At 70.4% G+C, this 18,237-nt stretch carries 2 protein-coding genes; both read left to right on the top strand.

The window, feature by feature from the left end:
* On the top strand, window positions 1-2,734 hold a 2,734-nt coding region (locus tag ABZ942_RS43630), incomplete at its 5' end, for an SDR family NAD(P)-dependent oxidoreductase (RefSeq protein WP_357392226.1).
* A gap of 13 nt (window positions 2,735-2,747) precedes the next feature.
* Entirely contained in the window at window positions 2,748-18,233 is a 15,486-nt protein-coding gene (locus ABZ942_RS43625; RefSeq protein WP_357392224.1) for a type I polyketide synthase, read from the top strand.
* The last annotated feature ends 4 nt before the right edge of the window (window positions 18,234-18,237 follow it).

Below are 18,237 nucleotides of genomic sequence, written 5' to 3'. Positions count from 1 at the left end.
GGACGCGGTCGGCGAGGTGACCGATTATTGGCAGGGGGTGGGTCGCAAGGTTAAGCGGCTCAGTGTGTCTCACGCGTTTCATTCGCCGCGGATGGACCCGATGTTGGCTGATTTCGAGCAGGTGCTGAACGGGGTGGAGTTGTGTGTTCCGCGGGTTGCGGTTGTCTCTGACAGCACCGGTGAGTTGCTGACGGCTGAACAGGCTACCTCGCCGGGGTATTGGGTCGAGCACATTATTCGCCCGGTTCGTTTCCATGACGCCACAACCTATCTCGCGGATGCGGGTGTGACCCGGTTTGTGGAGGTGGGCCCGAGTGGCACGTTGGCGGCGATCATGGGCATGAACCTGGCTGATCGTGGTGTGGTGGCGGTTCCGGCGTTGCGGGCCGACCGCGACGAACCCGAAGCGCTGCTGAGCGCGGTGGCGGAGTTGTTTGTTTCCGGGCGTGAGATCGACTGGACCGCCGTCCTGCGGGATATGGGGCTGCGCGGTCACCGAGTCCCGTTGCCCACCTACGCGTTTCAGCGTTCGCGGTTCTGGCTGCAGGACACGAACGACGCGAGTGCGGAGCCCGCCGCGGGAGACGCGGAGTTCTGGGACCTGATCGATCGGGGCGATGTGCGTGCGCTGGCCGACGCTCTGACGCCGAGTTCGGCACGGTTGCGCCCCGAGGACTGGGAGCCGGTCCTGCCCGCGCTTGCGTCCTGGCGTGCGGAGCGGAACGAACGGACACGGATCGATGGCTGGCGCTATCGCGTCGCCTGGAAACCGCGAACGAACACGCCCACATCCGCCCTTTCCGGCCGGTGGCTCCTCGTCACCGCCGAGTCGGGCAGTGCCGACGCCTCCTGCGCCGAGGCGTTGCGCGGCCACGGCGCCGACGTTGTGGTGCTGCGGCGGCCCGGCGCGGCGGGGCCGGTCGCCCGGGACGTTTGGGGTGCTGTCCTGGAAGCGGCCGCAGTGGGCGGTGCTGTGTCCGGGGTGGTGTCGCTGCTCGGCATGGACGAACGTCCGGACTCGGAGCACCCGGCCGTGCCGGTAGGAACGGCCGAGACACTGGGGTTGGTTCAGGGCCTGGGCGATGCGGGGATCGAAGCGCCGCTGTGGTGTCTCACTCGCGGTGCCGTTTCCGTCGCGCCCGGGGACGCGTTGACGCATCCGGCGCAGGCGATGATCTGGGGACTCGGGCGCGTCGTCGCGCTGGAGCAGCCGCAGCGGTGGGGCGGATTGATCGATCTGCCCGAGCCTGTCGATGCCGGCGCCTGGGAGCGGGTGTGCGGAATCTTGGCCGACGACACCAGCGAGGACCAACTCGCGGTACGGCCATCCGGTGTCTTCCTTCGCCGACTCCTACCTGCTCCCGCCACGACCACGGAGCAGCACGACTGGACCCCCACCGGAACGGTCCTGATCTCCGGCGGCACAGGCGGATTGGGTGCGCACGCCGCCCGGTGGATCGCCCGATTCGGTACGGCCCACGTGATGTTGCTGAGCCGGCGCGGCCCGGCCGCGCCCGGGGCCGCGGCGCTCATCGAGGAGCTGGCCGCCGCCGGCACATCCGCCGAAGCCGTCGCCTGTGACCTCGCCGACCGGGAGCGGCTCGCCGAAGTGTTGGCCGGGATTCCCGCCGACCGGCCGCTCACCACGGTGATCCACGCCGCCGCACAGCGGGGCGACGCCGCCATCGACGCGCTCGACTCCGCACGACTCGGTGAGGTGCTCGCGAGCAAGAAGACGGGCGCCTGGAATTTGCACGAGCTGACCACCGACCTGCCGGTATCGTCGTTCATCCTCTTCTCCTCCGGGACCGGTGTCTGGGGCGGCGGCGGGCAGGCGACGCACGCCACCGCGAACGCGTTCGCCGATGCTCTCGCCGGATACCGCCGCACGCTGGGGTTACCGGCCACCGCGATCGCTTGGGGGCCATGGCGGAGCCCGGAAGACCAGGGGGAGCGCGACGGTACGGTCGCGGAACTGGATCGGCGTGGGGTCGCCTCGATGCCGCCCGAGCTGGCCGTCCGCGCACTCGAACAGGCCGTCCGAAACCGGGACACCGCGGTAGCCGTCGTCGATATGGACTGGGCTCGATTCCACGCCACCTTCGCCGTCGCCCGCCCGCGCCCGCTGCTGCACGATATCCCGGCCGTCGAAGCACTTCTCGCCGATCTCGAAACGCCGCAGGAGGAGATCCGGTCGGCGCTGGCCGAGACGCTTGCGGGTCTCGACGAAAAGGACCGCCACACAGCGGTTTTGAAGATGGTCGTGCATCATGCCGCCGCCGTACTCGGACACTCCGACACCGCGGCCGTGCCCACGCACCTGCCGTTCCGTGACCTCGGGTTCGACTCGCTCACCGCCGTCGAATTGCGTAACCGGATGAAGGAGGCCACCGGGCTGCCGCTGCCGGCCACGCTCGTCTTCGACTATCCGGTCCCCGCGGCAATCGCCGACCACGTCATCGACCTGCTGGATCGGCCGGACAGCGAATTCGCCTCGGTATACGAGTCGATTGCGTCGCTGGAAGGTGCGGTGGCCGATTATCGGCCGAACAAAACCGGTGCGGACGACATATCCGACGTGATTGCCCGGCTCAGATCCGTGCTCGCGCAATACGAATCGATGACAAATTCCGATTCCGGACGAAGGTCGGCAGGAAATGACGATATCAGCTCGGTCAGCGTGAGCGAACTGATCGGAATTATCGACGATGAATTCGGCAGCATTCCGAACTGATGAGGCGTGTGTAATGGTCGACAACGAGACAGTAGTCAAATACCTGCGACAGGTCACCGCTGATCTGCGGGACAGTCGCCGTCGCATCGATGAGCTGGAGGCGCGCTCGACCGAGCCGCTCGCGATCATCGGCATGGCGTGCCGCTATCCCGGCGGAACGACCTCGCCGGAACAGCTCTGGCAATTGGTCGCGGAAGGGCGGGACGGTATTTCCGAATTCCCGGCGAACCGCGGCTGGGACGTGGAGAGTTTGTACGATCCCGACCCGGATCGCGCCGGAAAATCCTATACGCGCGAGGGTGGGTTTCTACACGACGCGGGAAACTTCGACGCGGGCTTTTTCGGGATTTCCCCGCGCGAGGCGTCGGCGATGGACCCGCAGCAGCGACTGCTGCTCGAAACCAGCTGGGAAGCCGTCGAACGCGCCGGTATCGATCCGCGGTCGCTCGCGGGTGCGCAAGTCGGCGTGTTCACTGGTATGAGCTACCACGACTACGCGACGCGGCTCGACACCATTCCGGATGGGCTGGAGGGTTACTTCGGTACCGGCAATGCGGGCAGCGTGATGTCCGGCAGGGTCGCGTACGTGCTGGGGCTGGAGGGCCCGGCGCTGAGCGTGGACACGGCGTGCTCGTCGTCACTGGTGGCCCTGCACCTGGCGGCTCAGTCGCTGCGTGCGGGCGAATGCTCGATGGCGCTGGCCGGTGGCGTCACGCTGATGGCGACGCCGAGCACCTTCATCGATTTCAGCCGCCAGCGCGGCCTGTCCCCGGATGGCCGATGCAAGTCCTTCGCCGCCGCGGCGGACGGCACCGGGTGGGCCGAGGGCGTCGGCGTGCTCCTGGTCGAGCGCTTATCGGATGCGCAGCGTCTCGGGCATCGGGTCCTGGCCGTCGTCCGGTCCACCGCGGTGAATCAGGATGGTGCGTCGAACGGGTTGACGGCGCCGAATGGTCCGTCGCAGCAGCGGGTGATCCGTCAGGCGCTGTCGGCGGCATGCCTGTCGACAGCGGACGTCGATGCCGTGGAGGCGCACGGGACCGGTACGGCACTGGGTGATCCGATCGAGGCGCAGGCGCTGCTGGCGACATATGGGCAGAACCGGCCCGCGAACCGGCCGTTGTGGCTGGGTTCGATCAAGTCGAATATCGGTCACGCGCAGGCGGCGGCCGGTGTGGCCGGTGTGATCAAGATGGTCATGGCGTTGCAGCACGGCGTGCTGCCGCGGACCTTGCACGTCGACGAGCCGACGCCGCAAGTGGAGTGGTCCGACGGCGCGGTATCGCTGTTGACCGAAAACATCCCGTGGCCGGAGGTGGGGCGTCCGCGCCGGGCGGCGGTGTCGTCGTTCGGGATCAGCGGGACGAACGCGCACACGATCCTCGAGCAGGCGCCGGAGCCGGAATCCGCTCGGTCCGGCGACGACGCGTCGCCCAGTACGGTGCCGCTGATCGTGTCGGGACGCGGTGCGGGCGCGCTGCGGGCGCAGGCCGCACAGCTGGCGGAGCACCTTCGGGAGCACCCCGGCGAAAACCTCGCCGATCTGGCGACCTCCTTGGTGACCACGCGATCGCGGTGGGAGGACCGGCTGGTGGTGGTCGGCGCCGATCGGGCGGAGTTGACGGCGCGGCTGGACGCCTATGCCGCGGATGCCTCCGTAGGCGGCGTGGTCGTGGGCACGGCGGTGGACCTGTCCGGTGTGGTGTTCGTGTTTCCAGGGCAAGGGTCGCAGTGGGCCGGGATGGGGCGCGTTCTGCTCCGGGACTCCGAGGTGTTCCGATCCCGGCTCGCCGAATGTGAAGCGGCGCTTGCACCGTGGGTGGACTGGTCACTTCGGGAAGTGCTGCTCGGCGCCGGGGGCTCCCCGGGGTTGGACCGGGTGGACGTGGTCCAGCCGGTGTTGTTCGCGGTGATGGTGTCCCTGGCCGCAGTGTGGGAGTCGTGGGGGGTCGAACCGGTTGCGGTAGTGGGCCATTCGCAGGGCGAGATCGCGGCTGCGTGTGTCGCCGGGGCGCTGAGCCTGCCGGACGCGGCCCGCATTGTCGCGCTACGCAGCCTGGCGTTGCGGGAATTGTCAGGCGATGGCGGAATGCTGTCGGTCGCGTTATCCGAATCGGAGGTGCGGTCGCGGTTGGCAGGGCTGGTCGCCGACGCGCGAGTATCGGTAGCGGCCGTGAACGGTCCGAACGCGGTGGTGCTTTCGGGTGCGCCTGCGGCACTGGCCCAAGTGCAGGACCTACTGCCCGATGTGCGGTGCCGCGACATCCCGGTGGATTACGCGTCGCATTCGGACCAGGTGGATCGGATCCACGATGCGCTGCTGAAGCACCTGTCCGGGATCGAGCCGCAGGTGTCCCGCGTGCCGTTCTATTCCACCGTCACCGCCGGGCCGATCGACACGACCACGCTGGATGCCGATTACTGGTTCACCAACCTGCGCCGGACCGTCCGGTTCCACGATGCTGTCCAGGCGCTTACCCGGGATGGGTACCGGGCGTTCCTGGAGGTGTCACCACACCCGGTACTGACGATGAGCATCGAGGAGTCGGCGGATGCGCCCGGCAGCGCGGTAGGCACGCTGCGTCGGGACGAGAACGACGTCGAACGCCTCCTCACCTCGGCCGCCGAGCTCTTCGTCACCGGAGTGGCCGTCGACTGGACGGCCGTCCTCGACGGGCTCGGCATCCATGGCAGGCAGGTTCCGTTGCCCACCTACGCCTTCCAACACGAATGGTTCTGGATACCGGGTGATCGGATGGCGGGCGACGCGGGCGGCCTGGGCCTGGGCACCGTGGGCCACCCGCTGCTCGGTGCGGTGACCAGCGTGGCCGACAGCGACCTGACCGTGCTGACGGGACGGCTGTCGCTGCGCACGCAGCCCTGGCTCGCCGACCATGCTGTGTTCGGAACCGTGCTGTTTCCTGGCACCGGATTCGTGGAGCTGGCGATCCAGGCCGGCGACCGGGTCGGCTGCGGTGTCGTCGACGAGCTCATCCTGCACACGCCGTTGGTCCTCACCGGTGATGGCGTGGACGTCCAGGTCGTCATCGGCCGCGACGACGACGGCGCCCGCCCGGCGGACATCTACTCGCGGCCACACACCGACGACACACTCGGCGTCGGAGAACGCGGCGAATGGACCCATCACGCCGGGGGCGTGCTCACGGCGTCCGGCGCACAGGCCGAGGACTACGCCGACCTGAAGGTATGGCCCCCCGCGCACGGCACGCCGATCGACATCGACGGTTTCTACGATCGGCTCCATGACGCCGGGTTCGGCTATGGCCCGGCGTTCCAGGGCCTGCAGGCGGCGTGGCGTGACGGCCCGGACATCTACGCGGAGGTCGCCGTCACCCATTCCGGCGACGATCCGTCCGCGAGCCCCGCCGCGTACGGCCTGCACCCGGCTCTGTTCGACGCCGCGCTGCACGCCATCGGCCTGGCCGACCCGGGTTCGGGAAGTGGACCGGGCCACCTGCCCTTCACTTGGTCCGGCGCCACCCTGCACGCCACCGGCGCAGCAAGACTGCGGGTGCGAATCCGGCCGGCCGGCGCGGACGGGCTCAGCTTGGTCGCCACCGATCCTGACGGTGAGCCGGTGGTGACAATCCGTTCGCTCGCGCTCCGTCCGGTCGTCGCCGATCAGATCGAGCAAGCCGCCGCACATCGGGTGGACAACCTGTACGTCGTGGACTGGGCTCCGGTCGGCGTCCCGCCGCAGGTCGAACCGGGCAGCTGGGCCGTGCTCGCCGCCGCGGGCGCGGACGACATCGTCGCGGGCCTCACCGGTCGAGGCGTCACCGCGGTCATCCACGACAGCCTGGACAGCCTCGCGGACGCCGGCTCCGTTTCCGGCACCGTCGTCCTGCCCGTCCCGACATCGGTCACCGATCCGGACACGGTCCACCGCACGGCTGCCGAAGTGCTCGCGGTCCTCCAGCAATGGCAGCGGCGCACCGAATTCGACCCGTGCCGACTGGTGGTCCTGACGCGGGGCGCGGTCGCGGTCGGGGCCGACGAGGATGTGATCGATCTCGCCGGATCAGCGGTCTGGGGCCTCGTGCGGACGGCGCAGACAGAGAATCCGGATCGGTTCCTGCTGGTCGACGCCGACCTCGACGCGGTGGCGGCGGGCGCGGTGGATAGTGCCGCCGCGTGCGGCGAGCCGCAGGTCGCGATCCGCGGCGGGGCGCTCTCGGTACCGCGTGTGCACCGGTCCCCGACGGGCCTGAGCGCCGATATCGTGGAACGGCCGTGGGAGACCCGCGGCACCCTGCTAGTGGTCGGTGGCACCGGCGTCCTCGGCGCGGCGGTGGCTCGTCACGCGGTCGCGGGCGGTGCCCGTCGCCTGCTGCTGACCAGCAGACGTGGGATGGCCACACCGGGCGCCCAGGACCTCGTGACCGAGCTGCGGGAAGCCGGGGCCGAGGTCGAGGTCGCCACCTGCGATGTGGCAGACCGGGACGCACTGGCCGAACTGCTCGCCGGAATAAGCGGCGAATTCCCGTTGACCGCGATCGTGCACACCGCTGGTGTACTCGACGACGGCGTGCTCGAGTCGCTCACCCCCGAACGACTCGGCACGGTTTTCGCGTCCAAGACCGATGTCGCGTGGAATCTGCACCAACTGACCGCTGACCTGCCGGTCGAGCGCTTCGTGCTGTTCTCGTCCGCATCGGGCACATTCGGCAACGCCGGTCAGGGCAACTACTCGGCCGCGAACGCCTTCGTCGACGCGCTCGCCCAGCACCGCCGAGCGCACGGCCTGCCCGCGGTCTCGCTCGGCTGGGGTCTGTGGGCGCAGGCGACCGGCATGACCGAGCACCTGGATGAGGCCGACCGTGCGCGGCTCAGCCGCGGCGGTGCCGACAAGCTCGGAACAGCGGAGGGGCTCGCGCTGCTCGATGCCGCTCTTACGGCGGACCGTGCCGGGCTGCTGCCGATGCGGATGCACGCGCGGGTGTTACGTGACCAGGCGGCCGCCGGTGTACTGCCCCACATACTGCGTGACCTGGTCGCCGTTCCGGTCAGACGGCAGGCAGGCAGCGAGCGGGCCACCGCCGACGGGCTCCTCGGCAGGCTGGCCGGCCTATCCGACGACGAGCGGCATGGACTGCTCCTCGAACTCGCCCTCCAGCACGTGTCGGCGGTGCTGGGACACGCCACCGCCGATGCGATCGACTCGGGCCGCCCGTTCCGTGACATCGGGTTCGACTCGCTGACCGCCGTCGAGCTGCGCAACCGCCTCGCCGCTGCGACGGGGCTGCGGCTGCCGGCCACCCTGGTCTTCGACTACCCGACGCCATCCGCGATTGCCGAGCACCTCTCGTCCCAGCTTCAGGGGCGCCGCGCGCCCGCCGAACGGGTACCGGTACCGACGGTGACCGCGTCGGAGGAACCGATCGCCGTGGTCGGCATGGCATGCCGGCTCCCCGGCGGGGTCACCTCGCCGGACGAGTTGTGGCAAATGGTGCTGGACGGCGGTGACGGGATCGTCGAATTCCCCGATGACCGCGGCTGGGACCTCGACGCGCTGTACGACGCCGATCCGGACAACCCGGGCACCTCCTATACCAACGAGGGCGGCTTCCTGCGGAACGCCGCAATGTTCGACCCTGGCTTCTTCGGCATCTCTCCGCGTGAGGCCCTCGCGATGGACCCGCAGCAGCGGCTGCTGCTCGAAGCGGCCTGGGAGGCCATCGAGAGCGCAGGGATCGACCCGCTGTCGCTCAAGGGCAGCCGGACCGGTGTGTTCGCCGGCCTGATGTATCACGACTACGTCGCCCAGCTCACGACCACGCCGGACGGGCTCGCGGGGTACCTCGGTACCGGCAGCGCGGGCAGCGTCGCCTCAGGCCGGGTGTCGTACGTGCTCGGGCTGGAAGGACCGGCCGTCACCGTGGACACGGCGTGTTCGTCGTCGCTGATGGCGCTGCACCTGGCCGGTCAGGCCCTGCGGCAGGGCGAGTGCACGATGGCGCTCGCCGGCGGGGTGACCGTGATGGCCACCCCGGGGGCGTTCGTCGACTTCAGCCGCCAGCGTGCCTTCGCCGCCGACGGCCGGTGCAAGGCTTTCGCCGCGACCGCGGACGGCACGAGCTGGTCCGAAGGCGTGGGTGTACTGCTGGTGGAACGCCTGTCGGATGCGCAGCGGCTCGGGCACCCGGTGCTGGCCGTCGTCCGGTCCACCGCGGCGAACCAGGACGGCGCGTCGAACGGGCTGACCGCGCCGAACGGACCGTCTCAGCAACGCGTCATCCGGGCGGCCCTCGCGAACGCCGGGCTGACCGCCGCGGACATCGACGTCGTGGAGGCGCACGGTACAGGTACTGCGCTCGGCGACCCGATCGAGGCGCAGGCGCTGCTGGCGACGTACGGACAGGACCGTCCGGCGGACCGGCCGCTGTGGTTGGGTTCGGTCAAGTCGAACATCGGCCACACACAGGCGACCGCCGGCGTTGCCGGACTCATCAAAATGGTGCAGGCGCTACGGCACGGGGTACTTCCGCAAACGCTCCATGTCGATGAGCCGACGCCACAAGTGGACTGGGCCGCCGGCGCGGTCCGGCTGTTGACCGAGCAACGGCCCTGGCCCGACGTGGACCGGCCGAGGCGTGCCGCGGTGTCGTCGTTCGGCATCAGCGGCACCAACGTCCACGCGATCCTCGAGCAGGCCCCACCGTCCCCGCAGCCGGCCGCCGCCGGACCTGACGACGTACCGGTGCCGTGGGTGATCTCCGGGCGTGGGCCGGGCTCGGCCGGTCGCCAGGCCGCCCGGCTGCGTGACTGGCTGCGCGGTCACCCCGGCGACACGGTCACCGATCTCGCTCGGTCTCTCGTGTCGAGCCGTCCGGTGTGGGACGACCGGCTCGTGATCATCGGCACCGGCCGGGAGGATCTGGTATCCGCGCTGGACGCCGCGTGCGACGGACTGCCGTGGCCCGGCGTTGTCGCTCCGCCCGCCGAGCTGGTAGGCGCCGGTCGTGCGGTCTGGGTTTTCCCAGGACAAGGTGGGCAGTGGCCGGAAATGGGCCGTCGGCTCTGGCATGACTCGCCAGTGTTCCGCGATCGGTTGGCGGAATGCGAGACGGCTTTGTCCGCATGGGTGGAATGGTCGCTGCGGGACGTCCTGTTCGGCACCGGCGATGCCCCCGCGCTGGACCGCGTCGACGTCGTGCAGCCGGCATTGTTCGCGGTGATGGTCTCCCTCGCCGCGGTGTGGCAATCGTGGGGCCTGACCCCCGCGGCGGTCGTGGGGCATTCCCAAGGTGAGATCGCGGCGGCTTGTGTCGCCGGCGCCCTGACACTGGAGGATGCGGCCGGCGTGGTGGCGGTGCGCAGCCGGGTACTGCGGGCGGCCGCTGCTGGTGGCGGCCTGATGTCGGTCGCCCTTTCCGAAGAAGACGTACGCGCTCGGCTCGGATCCCGGTTCGCGGACGATCGCGTGGCGATCGCCGCGGTCAACGGGCCCAGTTCGGTGGTGCTCTCGGGAGATCTCGAGGCATTGCGGGAGATCGCCGAGCTGCTCGGCGGCGTACGGAACCGGATGATCCCGGCCGCCTACGCCTCCCACTCCGCGCAGATGGACGCGTTCCGGCAGACTCTGCTCGACGAGCTCGGCGAGGTACGCCCACGCCCGGCCTCGGTGCCGTTCCACTCGACGGTCAGCGCCGCGCGGATCGACACGACAACCCTGGACGCCGAGTACTGGTTCGCGAATCTGCGCAACCCCGTACGGTTTTACGACACCGTGCGGGCACTGATCCGAGACGGGCACCGGACGTTCCTCGAATCCTCCCCACACCCGACGCTGACGATCGCCATCCAGGACACGTTCGGCGCGCTGGACGAAACCGGTCTGGTCGTGGGCAGCCTGTACCGCGGCGAGTCCGACACCGGGCGGCTGCTCACCGCCGCCGCCGAGCTGTTCACGGCGGGGATCACGATCGACTGGGCCGCCGTGCTCGACGGCCTCGGCGTGCACGGTCGCCGTGTGCCCTTGCCCACCTACGCGTTTCAGCACGAGCGGTACTGGCTCGCGCCGTCGGCAGGCTCGGCGGCGGGTGATATGAGCCAGCTCGGCCTGGGCTCGGCCGGGCATCCGCTGCTCGGCGCGGTGGTCGGCATGGCCGACAGCGATTCGCTGGTGCTGACCGGACATCTGTCGGTGCGGTCTCAGCCATGGTTGGCCGACCACGTCTTGTCGAGCGCCGTGCTGTTCCCCGGAACCGGCTTCGCCGAGCTGGCCATCCGGGCCGGTGACCAGGCCGGATGCGCGCAGATCGAGGAGCTGGTGCTGCACGCTCCGCTGGTACTCGACGGTGCCGACGGCACCGATGTCCAGGTGTTGGTCGGCGCGGACGACGGCGGCCACCGCCCCGTCGATATCTACGCGCGCCCCGCGGGTGCGGCCGAGTGGAGCCACCACGCCGGTGGGACGCTTGCCCGCGACGCGGACCCGGCCGACGCCGCCGAACCGGCCGCGTTCGAGAACTGGCCACCGGCAAACGCCGAAGCCGTGCCGATCGACGGGCTGTATGAACGGCTCGCCGACGCAGGGTTCGCGTATGGACCGCGGTTCCGCGGGCTGACCGCGGCCTGGCGGGTCGGCACGGACATCTACGCCGAGGTCACGCTGCCCGGGGAGGCAGACGGACCCGGCGATTTCGGGTTGCACCCGGCGCTGTTCGACGCGGCACTGCACGCGATCAGCCTGGCCGGGCAGGATCCGGGCGACGGCGAGGCGGTCGGCCGACTGCCGTTCGCCTGGAACGGTCTGGCGTTGCACGCCACCGGGGCGTCCACGCTGCGGGTTCGCCTGCGACCGACGGGCGAGGACACGCTCAGCGTTGTCGCGGTAGACCCAGCCGGGGCGCCGGTGGTCACGGTGCGCTCCCTCGTACTCCGCCCCATGACGTCCGGCACGCTCCAGACCCGAGTGGCCGGCTCCGGCGGTCTGTACGCCGTCGACTGGACGCCGATTCCGACCGCGGACGCGGTGTGGTCGGGGGAGTGGGCCATCCTGGGCGTGCCATCGAAGGACCTGGAGCGCGGCCTCGCTGTACGGGGGGTGACCGCCCGCCGTTTCCAGGACATCGATGAGCTCGTTGCGGCGGAATCCGTGCCGGAGACGGTGGTGCTGGCTGTCGCCGGCGCAGGCGCCGGGAGCGCCCGGGCCGTCGTGGCACGAACGCTGACGGTGCTGCAGGACTGGCTGAGCCGCCCGGACCTCGAGTCGTCCAGGTTGATAGTCCTGACCCGAGGGGCCCTCGCCGAGCGGCCGGGCTCCGACGTCACCGATCTCGCCGCGGCGGCGGCGCACGGCCTGGTGCGAACCGCCCAATCGGAGCACCCCGGACGGTTCCTGCTCGTCGACACCGACGCCGAGGCGCTCGCGGTGGGCACGCTGCTGGAGGCGGCCGCGTCCGGGGAACCACAGGTCCTCATCAGAAGCCGGACGGTGTACCGGTCGCGAATCCACGACGCCGGCACCGAAGCGAGCGGTGAGCGGCCGCGCTGGGATACCGCCGGAACCGTGCTGGTCACCGGTGGAACGGGCATGCTGGGCGCGGCGGTGGCCGGCCATATCGTGGCGAATGGTGCGCGCCGGCTACTCCTCGTGAGCCGCCGTGGGGCCGAAGCGCCTGGAGCCGCAGAGCTGGTAGCGCACCTGCGTGCGTCCGGTGCGGTGGTCGAGCTCGCGGCGTGCGATGTCGCGGACCGCCCGGCGCTGGCGAAGCTGGTGGCCGCGGTGCCGGCAGCGCATCCGTTGACCGCGGTGATCCACATCGCGGGCACGGTCGACGACGGCATCCTGGAATCCCTCACGTCGGAGCGGCTGGACACGGTGTTCCCGCCGAAGGTCGACGCAGCCTGGAACCTGCACGAGCTCACGGCGGATCTGCCGCTGACCGAGTTCATCTTGTTCTCCTCCGCGTCGGGCACCTTCGGCAACCCCGGGCAGGCCAACTACGCCGCGGCTAACGCCTTCCAGGACGCGCTAGCGGCGCACCGCCGCGCGCACGGGCTGCCAGGTGTGTCGTTGGCCTGGGGAATGTGGTCCGACGCCAGTGCCCTGACCGCGGAAATGGACCGGACCGACGCGGGGCGGCTCGGCCGTGCCGGTGCCGCGGGACTGTCGACTGACGACGGACTCGCGCTGCTCGACCTTGCGATGGGTTCGGCACGCGCCGAGCTGGTGCCGATGCGTCTGAACCGGCGCGCGTTGCAGGCACAGGCCGATGCCGGAACTCTGCCATTCCTCATGCGTGACCTGGTTCGGACGGCCGTCCGGCGCGTTGCGGCCGGAAAGGAAGACGGCAACGCACTGGCCGCGCGGCTCACCGGGCGGCCGTCCAGTGAGCAGCTGGAGACCGTGCTGGCAGTCATCCGCGCCCAGGTGGCGGTGGTGCTGGGCCACTCCGACGCCGCGAGCATCGGCCCGGCACGTGCGTTCCTGGAACTCGGATTCGACTCGCTGACAGCGGTTGACCTGCGTAACCGGCTCGGTGCGGCTACCGGGCTACGGCTGCCCGCGACCCTGGTGTTCGATTACCCCACCCCCGAGTCGGTCGCCGAGTTCGTGCTGGAACAACTGCTGGGGCGGCGTGGCCCGGCCCACCGCACCGGCCCGCGAGCAGCGACGGACGAGCCGCTCGCGATCGTCGGCATGGCCTGCCGCTTCCCTGGTGGAGTGAGGTCACCGGAACAGCTGTGGCGACTTGTGGCCGACGGGCGCGAAGGCATCGGCGGATTCCCGGACGATCGCGGCTGGGACCTGGATCGTCTCTACGACCCCGACTCGGTACGGCCGGGCACGGTCTACACGGCGGAAGGTGGCTTCCTGTATGACGCCGCGGACTTCGACCCGGCGTTCTTCGGAATCTCGCCGCGTGAGGCGCTGGCGATGGATCCGCAACAGCGGCTGCTGCTGGAGGTTTGCTGGGAAGCGATTGAGGATGCGGGCATAGATCCGATGGCACTCAGAGGCAGTGACACCGGGGTGTACGCGGGCCTGATGTACCACGACTATGCGACCCGGCCGCTGGACCTGCCCGAGGGAACCGACGCCTTCCTCGGGATGGGTAACGCAGGCAGCGTCGCCTCCGGGCGGGTGGCGTACACGATGGGCCTCGAGGGCCCGGCGGTCACGGTGGACACAGCGTGCTCATCGTCCCTGGTCGCGCTGCACTGGGCTGCCCAGGCGCTGCGCCGGGGTGAATGCGGCCTCGCGCTTGCGGGTGGCGTGACGGTGATGTCGACGCCGGCCACCTATATCGACTTCAGCCGGCAGCGCGGCCTGGCACCGGACGGCCGGTGCAAGTCGTTCGCGGCTGCCGCGGACGGTACCGGGTGGGGCGAGGGCGTCGGGATGTTGCTGGTCGAGCGGCTATCGGACGCGCAGCGGCTGGGCCACGAGGTGCTGGCGGTGATGCGGTCGTCGGCGGTCAATCAGGACGGGGCCAGTAACGGTTTGACGGCGCCGAACGGACCATCGCAACAGCGGGTGATCCGGCAGGCGCTGTCGGCGGCCGGACTGTCTGCCGGTGACGTGGACGCGGTGGAGGCGCACGGCACGGGCACCACGCTGGGTGATCCGATCGAGGCGCAGGCGCTGCTTGCGACCTACGGACAGGACCGGCCCGCTGATCGCCCGGTGTGGCTCGGGTCGATCAAATCGAACATCGGCCACACCCAGGCGGCCGCCGGTGTGGCGGGCGTCATCAAGGTGGTCCAGGCCCTCCGGCACGGCCTGCTGCCTGCCACGCTGCATGTGGACGAGCCGACTCCGCACGTGGACTGGTCCGCGGGTGCGGTATCACTGCTCACCGAGCACTTGCCCTGGCCGGATACCGGCAGGCCGCGCCGGGCCGCGGTCTCGTCCTTCGGGATCAGCGGCACCAACGCACACGCCATCTTCGAGCAGGCCCCCGAGCTGCCGGCCGACGTTTCGGCCGCGGCGCGCGCGGGCGACTCGATGACCCTCGTGCCGCTGGTGCTGTCCGGCCGTGACGAGGCGGCGTTGCGCGGTCAGGCCGGTCGGCTGCGCGACTGGCTTCGGGACCGCCCGGATGACCAGCCGCTGGATATCGGGGTCTCGGTGGCCAGGCGGACGGTGTTCGACGATCGGCTCGTCGTCCTCGGCCGGGACCGGGACGCCTTGCTGCACGGCCTGGACGCCGCAAGTCGCGGCGACCGGTGGCCGGGCGTGGTGTGTGCCGCCCCGGACGCTCGGCGGCCTGGTCCGCTCGCGCTGCTGTTCACCGGGCAAGGTTCGCAGCGGCCCCTCATGGGCCGACGGCTGGCGGAGACGTTCCCGATCGTCGCTGTCGCCCTGGACGAGATATGCGAGCACTTCGACGCCCATCTCGAACGCCCCCTGCGTGACGTGCTGTTCGCCGAGCCAGGATCAGACGCCGCCCGGCTGCTGGACCGCACCGAATACGCCCAGCCCGCCCTCTTCACGGTCGAGGTGGCTCTCTACCGCCTGCTGCGGTCATGGTCGATCACACCCGGCTATCTGCTCGGCCACTCCATCGGCGAGCTGGCCGCGGCGCACGTCGCCGACGTGCTGAGTCTGCCGGACGCGGCGAAGGTTGTCGCCGCACGTGGTCGGCTCATGCAGGCATTGCCGGCGGGTGGCGCGATGGCGTCGATCGAGGCGACGGAGGCCGAGGTCGCCACGTCGATGGCGACGGTCGCCGATGCCGAGCGGCGGGTCGCGTTCGCCGCCGGCAACGGCCCCGACAGCGTGGTGGTTTCCGGCGACGAGGACGCCGTCGCCGAGCTCACCGGGATGTGGTCCGCGCAGGGCCGCAAGGTGAAGCGGCTCAACGTAAGCCACGCCTTCCACTCGCCCCGGATGATGCCGATGCTCGCCGAGTTCGAGGATGTTCTCGGCACGGTCGAGCTCGCCGCCCCGGTCATTCCGATCGTCTCCGACACGACCGGCGAGCTCATGACCGAGGAGGAAGCGACGTCGCCGGCGTACTGGGCCGCGCACATACGCCGCCCCGTGCTCTTCCATCGGGCGGTCACTCGGCTCGGTGAACTGGGCGTACGCCACTACGTCGAGCTGGGTCCCGGCGGTGTCCTCGCCGGGCTGGCGCAGCGCAGTCTCGACGTGGGCGCCGGGAACGCCACCATCGCAGTGCCACTGTTGCGGTCCGATCGTGACGAGGCGGAGTCGGCTATTACGGCCGCCGCCGAGCTCTTCACCTCGGGAATCCCCATGTCCTGGGCCGACATACTGGCCGGTCGGGGCGGCCATCGGGTCCAACTGCCGACGTATGCGTTCCAGCGGAAACGGTTCTGGCTGAACACCAGCAGGACGCCGATCGCCACCGCGCAGGCCGACGCCGGCGAGGCACGGTTCTGGGACGCCGTCGAACGCGGCGACCTGCCGGAACTGACCGAGACGCTCGCGCTGCCGGACGCCGACGCGGTGGATTCCGAGGCGTGGGGGCCGGTGCTGACGGCGTTGTCGTCGTGGCGGCGCGCCCGGCGCGCGCAGTCCGCAGCGGACGCATGGCGCTACCGCGTCTCCTGGAAACGCGGCGATATGGGCACGCCCGCCGTTCTTTCCGGAACGTGGCTGATCGCGGCGCTGCCGTTGGTCCACGGCGCTGCCGTGGACGGCTGTGCGGCAGCGTTGCAGGCATGCGGCGCCGACGTCGTCTGCGTACGGCCTACCGGGGAACAGACCGGTAACGGTGACCCGGCCACCTGGCAGGAGCTGTTAGAACACGCCGCCGTGGATGCGCTCGCCGGTGTGGTCTTCTTACGGGGGTTGGCCGACGACGCACACCCGTCGTATCCGGAGGTTCCGGCCGGAGTCGCCGATCTGCTCGGACTGATGCAGGCGCTGAACGACGCCGATTTCGAAGCACCGGTGTGGTGCCTCACCCAGGGCGCGGTGTCGGTCGGCAGCCAGGACCCGGTAATACGGCCTCGTCAGGCGATGCTCTGGGGCCTGGGGCGGGTGATGTCGCTGGAGCACCCGCAGCGATGGGGCGGGTTGATCGATCTGCCCGAGGCCACGGACGCCTTGTGCTGGGAGCGGGTCTGCTCGGTCGTCGGCGGGATCGATGCCGAGGATCAGGTTGCGGTGCGGCCGTCGGGGATTTTTCTCCGGCGCCTGCAACCCGCCCCGATCGATCCAGCCGAGGTCGTCGTCGAGACGCCGTGGACGCCGCGCGGCACGGTGCTGATCACCGGAGGCACGGGGGCGCTCGGTGCCCAGACAGCCCGATGGCTCACCACCTTCGGGCCGCAGCGTCTGGTCTTGCTGAGCCGGCGCGGCTCGGCCGCGCCGGCCGCACGGGACCTGGCCGCCGAACTCACCGCGACCGGAAGCGAGGTCGTGGTCGAGGCATGCGACATCACCGACCGGGATGCCGTTGCCAGGGTGCTGGCCGAGCATCCGGTCACCGCGGTGTTCCATTGTGCCGGCGAGGACATTCACCAGGTCGAGCTCACGGCGGACCTCACATTGGACCGGCTGGCTCCGGTGGCCGGGCCCAAGGTACGGGGCGCGGAGATCCTCGCCGAACTGCTCGCGGACAGGTCCGAGCTCGACGCGTTCGTCCTGTTCTCGTCCGCGGCCGGCGTGTGGGGCGGCGGCGGTCAGGGTTCGTACGCGGCGAGCAACGCGTTCCTGGACGCCTTTGCCGAGCACCTGCGGGCCGGGGGAGTGCCCGCGACCGCGATCGCCTGGGGCCCCTGGGCAGAGGGGAACACGCCAGACGGCCGCGCCGCCGCCCGAGAGCGGATGAGCCGCCGCGGCATGCCGTCGATGGCGCCGGACCTTGCGGTGACAGCGCTACACCGGGCGCTCGACCAGCGCGACGTCGCGGTCACGATAGCCGACGTCGAATGGGACCGCTTCTACCCGGCGTTCGCGCTGTTGCGGCCTCGGCCGTTCCTGGCGGACCTGCCCCAGGTCGCCGCGCTACCGGCCGAGGCCGACAACGTCACCTCCCACGAGGCCACCCGGACCGCGTTGGTGGAGCGGCTGTCCGGTCTGCCGGAACCGGAGTGGCAGCAGGTGCTGCTCGACCTGATCCGCGTGGAGGTGGCCGCAGTGCTCGGCCATGCCGGCCCCGACGGCGTGGATACCGATCGGCCACTGCGCGAGCTCGGATTCGACTCGCTGACCGCCGTCGAGCTGCGTAACCGGCTCGCCTCGGTCAGTGGACTGCGACTGCCCGCGACGCTGATCTTCGACTACCCGACGGTCGATGCGATCGCCGGCACCCTGCACGAGCAATTGACCGATACCCGGTCCGACCCGCTGACCATGCTCGCTGCCTTGGAGGAGCAGCTCTTCGTAGCCGACCTGGACGTGGCGACGGGACGGCTCGCGCTGGACCGGCTGCTCGCCAGTGTCGCCCGGCTGCGGACGACCTTGGACGAGCCGGGCGCCTCGACGGTGGCCGCCCAACTCGACGACGTGACCGACGACGAGCTGTTCGATTTCTTGGACAGCGAGCTGCATTAGCGGC

Origin of the sequence: Nocardia sp. NPDC046473 (assembly GCF_040645995.1) — a bacterium.
Classification (GTDB): Bacteria; Actinomycetota; Actinomycetes; order Mycobacteriales; family Mycobacteriaceae; genus Nocardia.
The sequence above is the reverse complement of the archived record's forward strand: the minus strand, read 5'-3'. Positions and strand labels throughout refer to the sequence as shown.

Excerpts from the sequence above, each read along its gene's own strand:
- ABZ942_RS43625 (WP_357392224.1), top strand. The coding sequence starts at position 2,748 with ATGGTCGACAACGAGACAGTAGTCAAATACCTGCGACAGGTCACCGCT.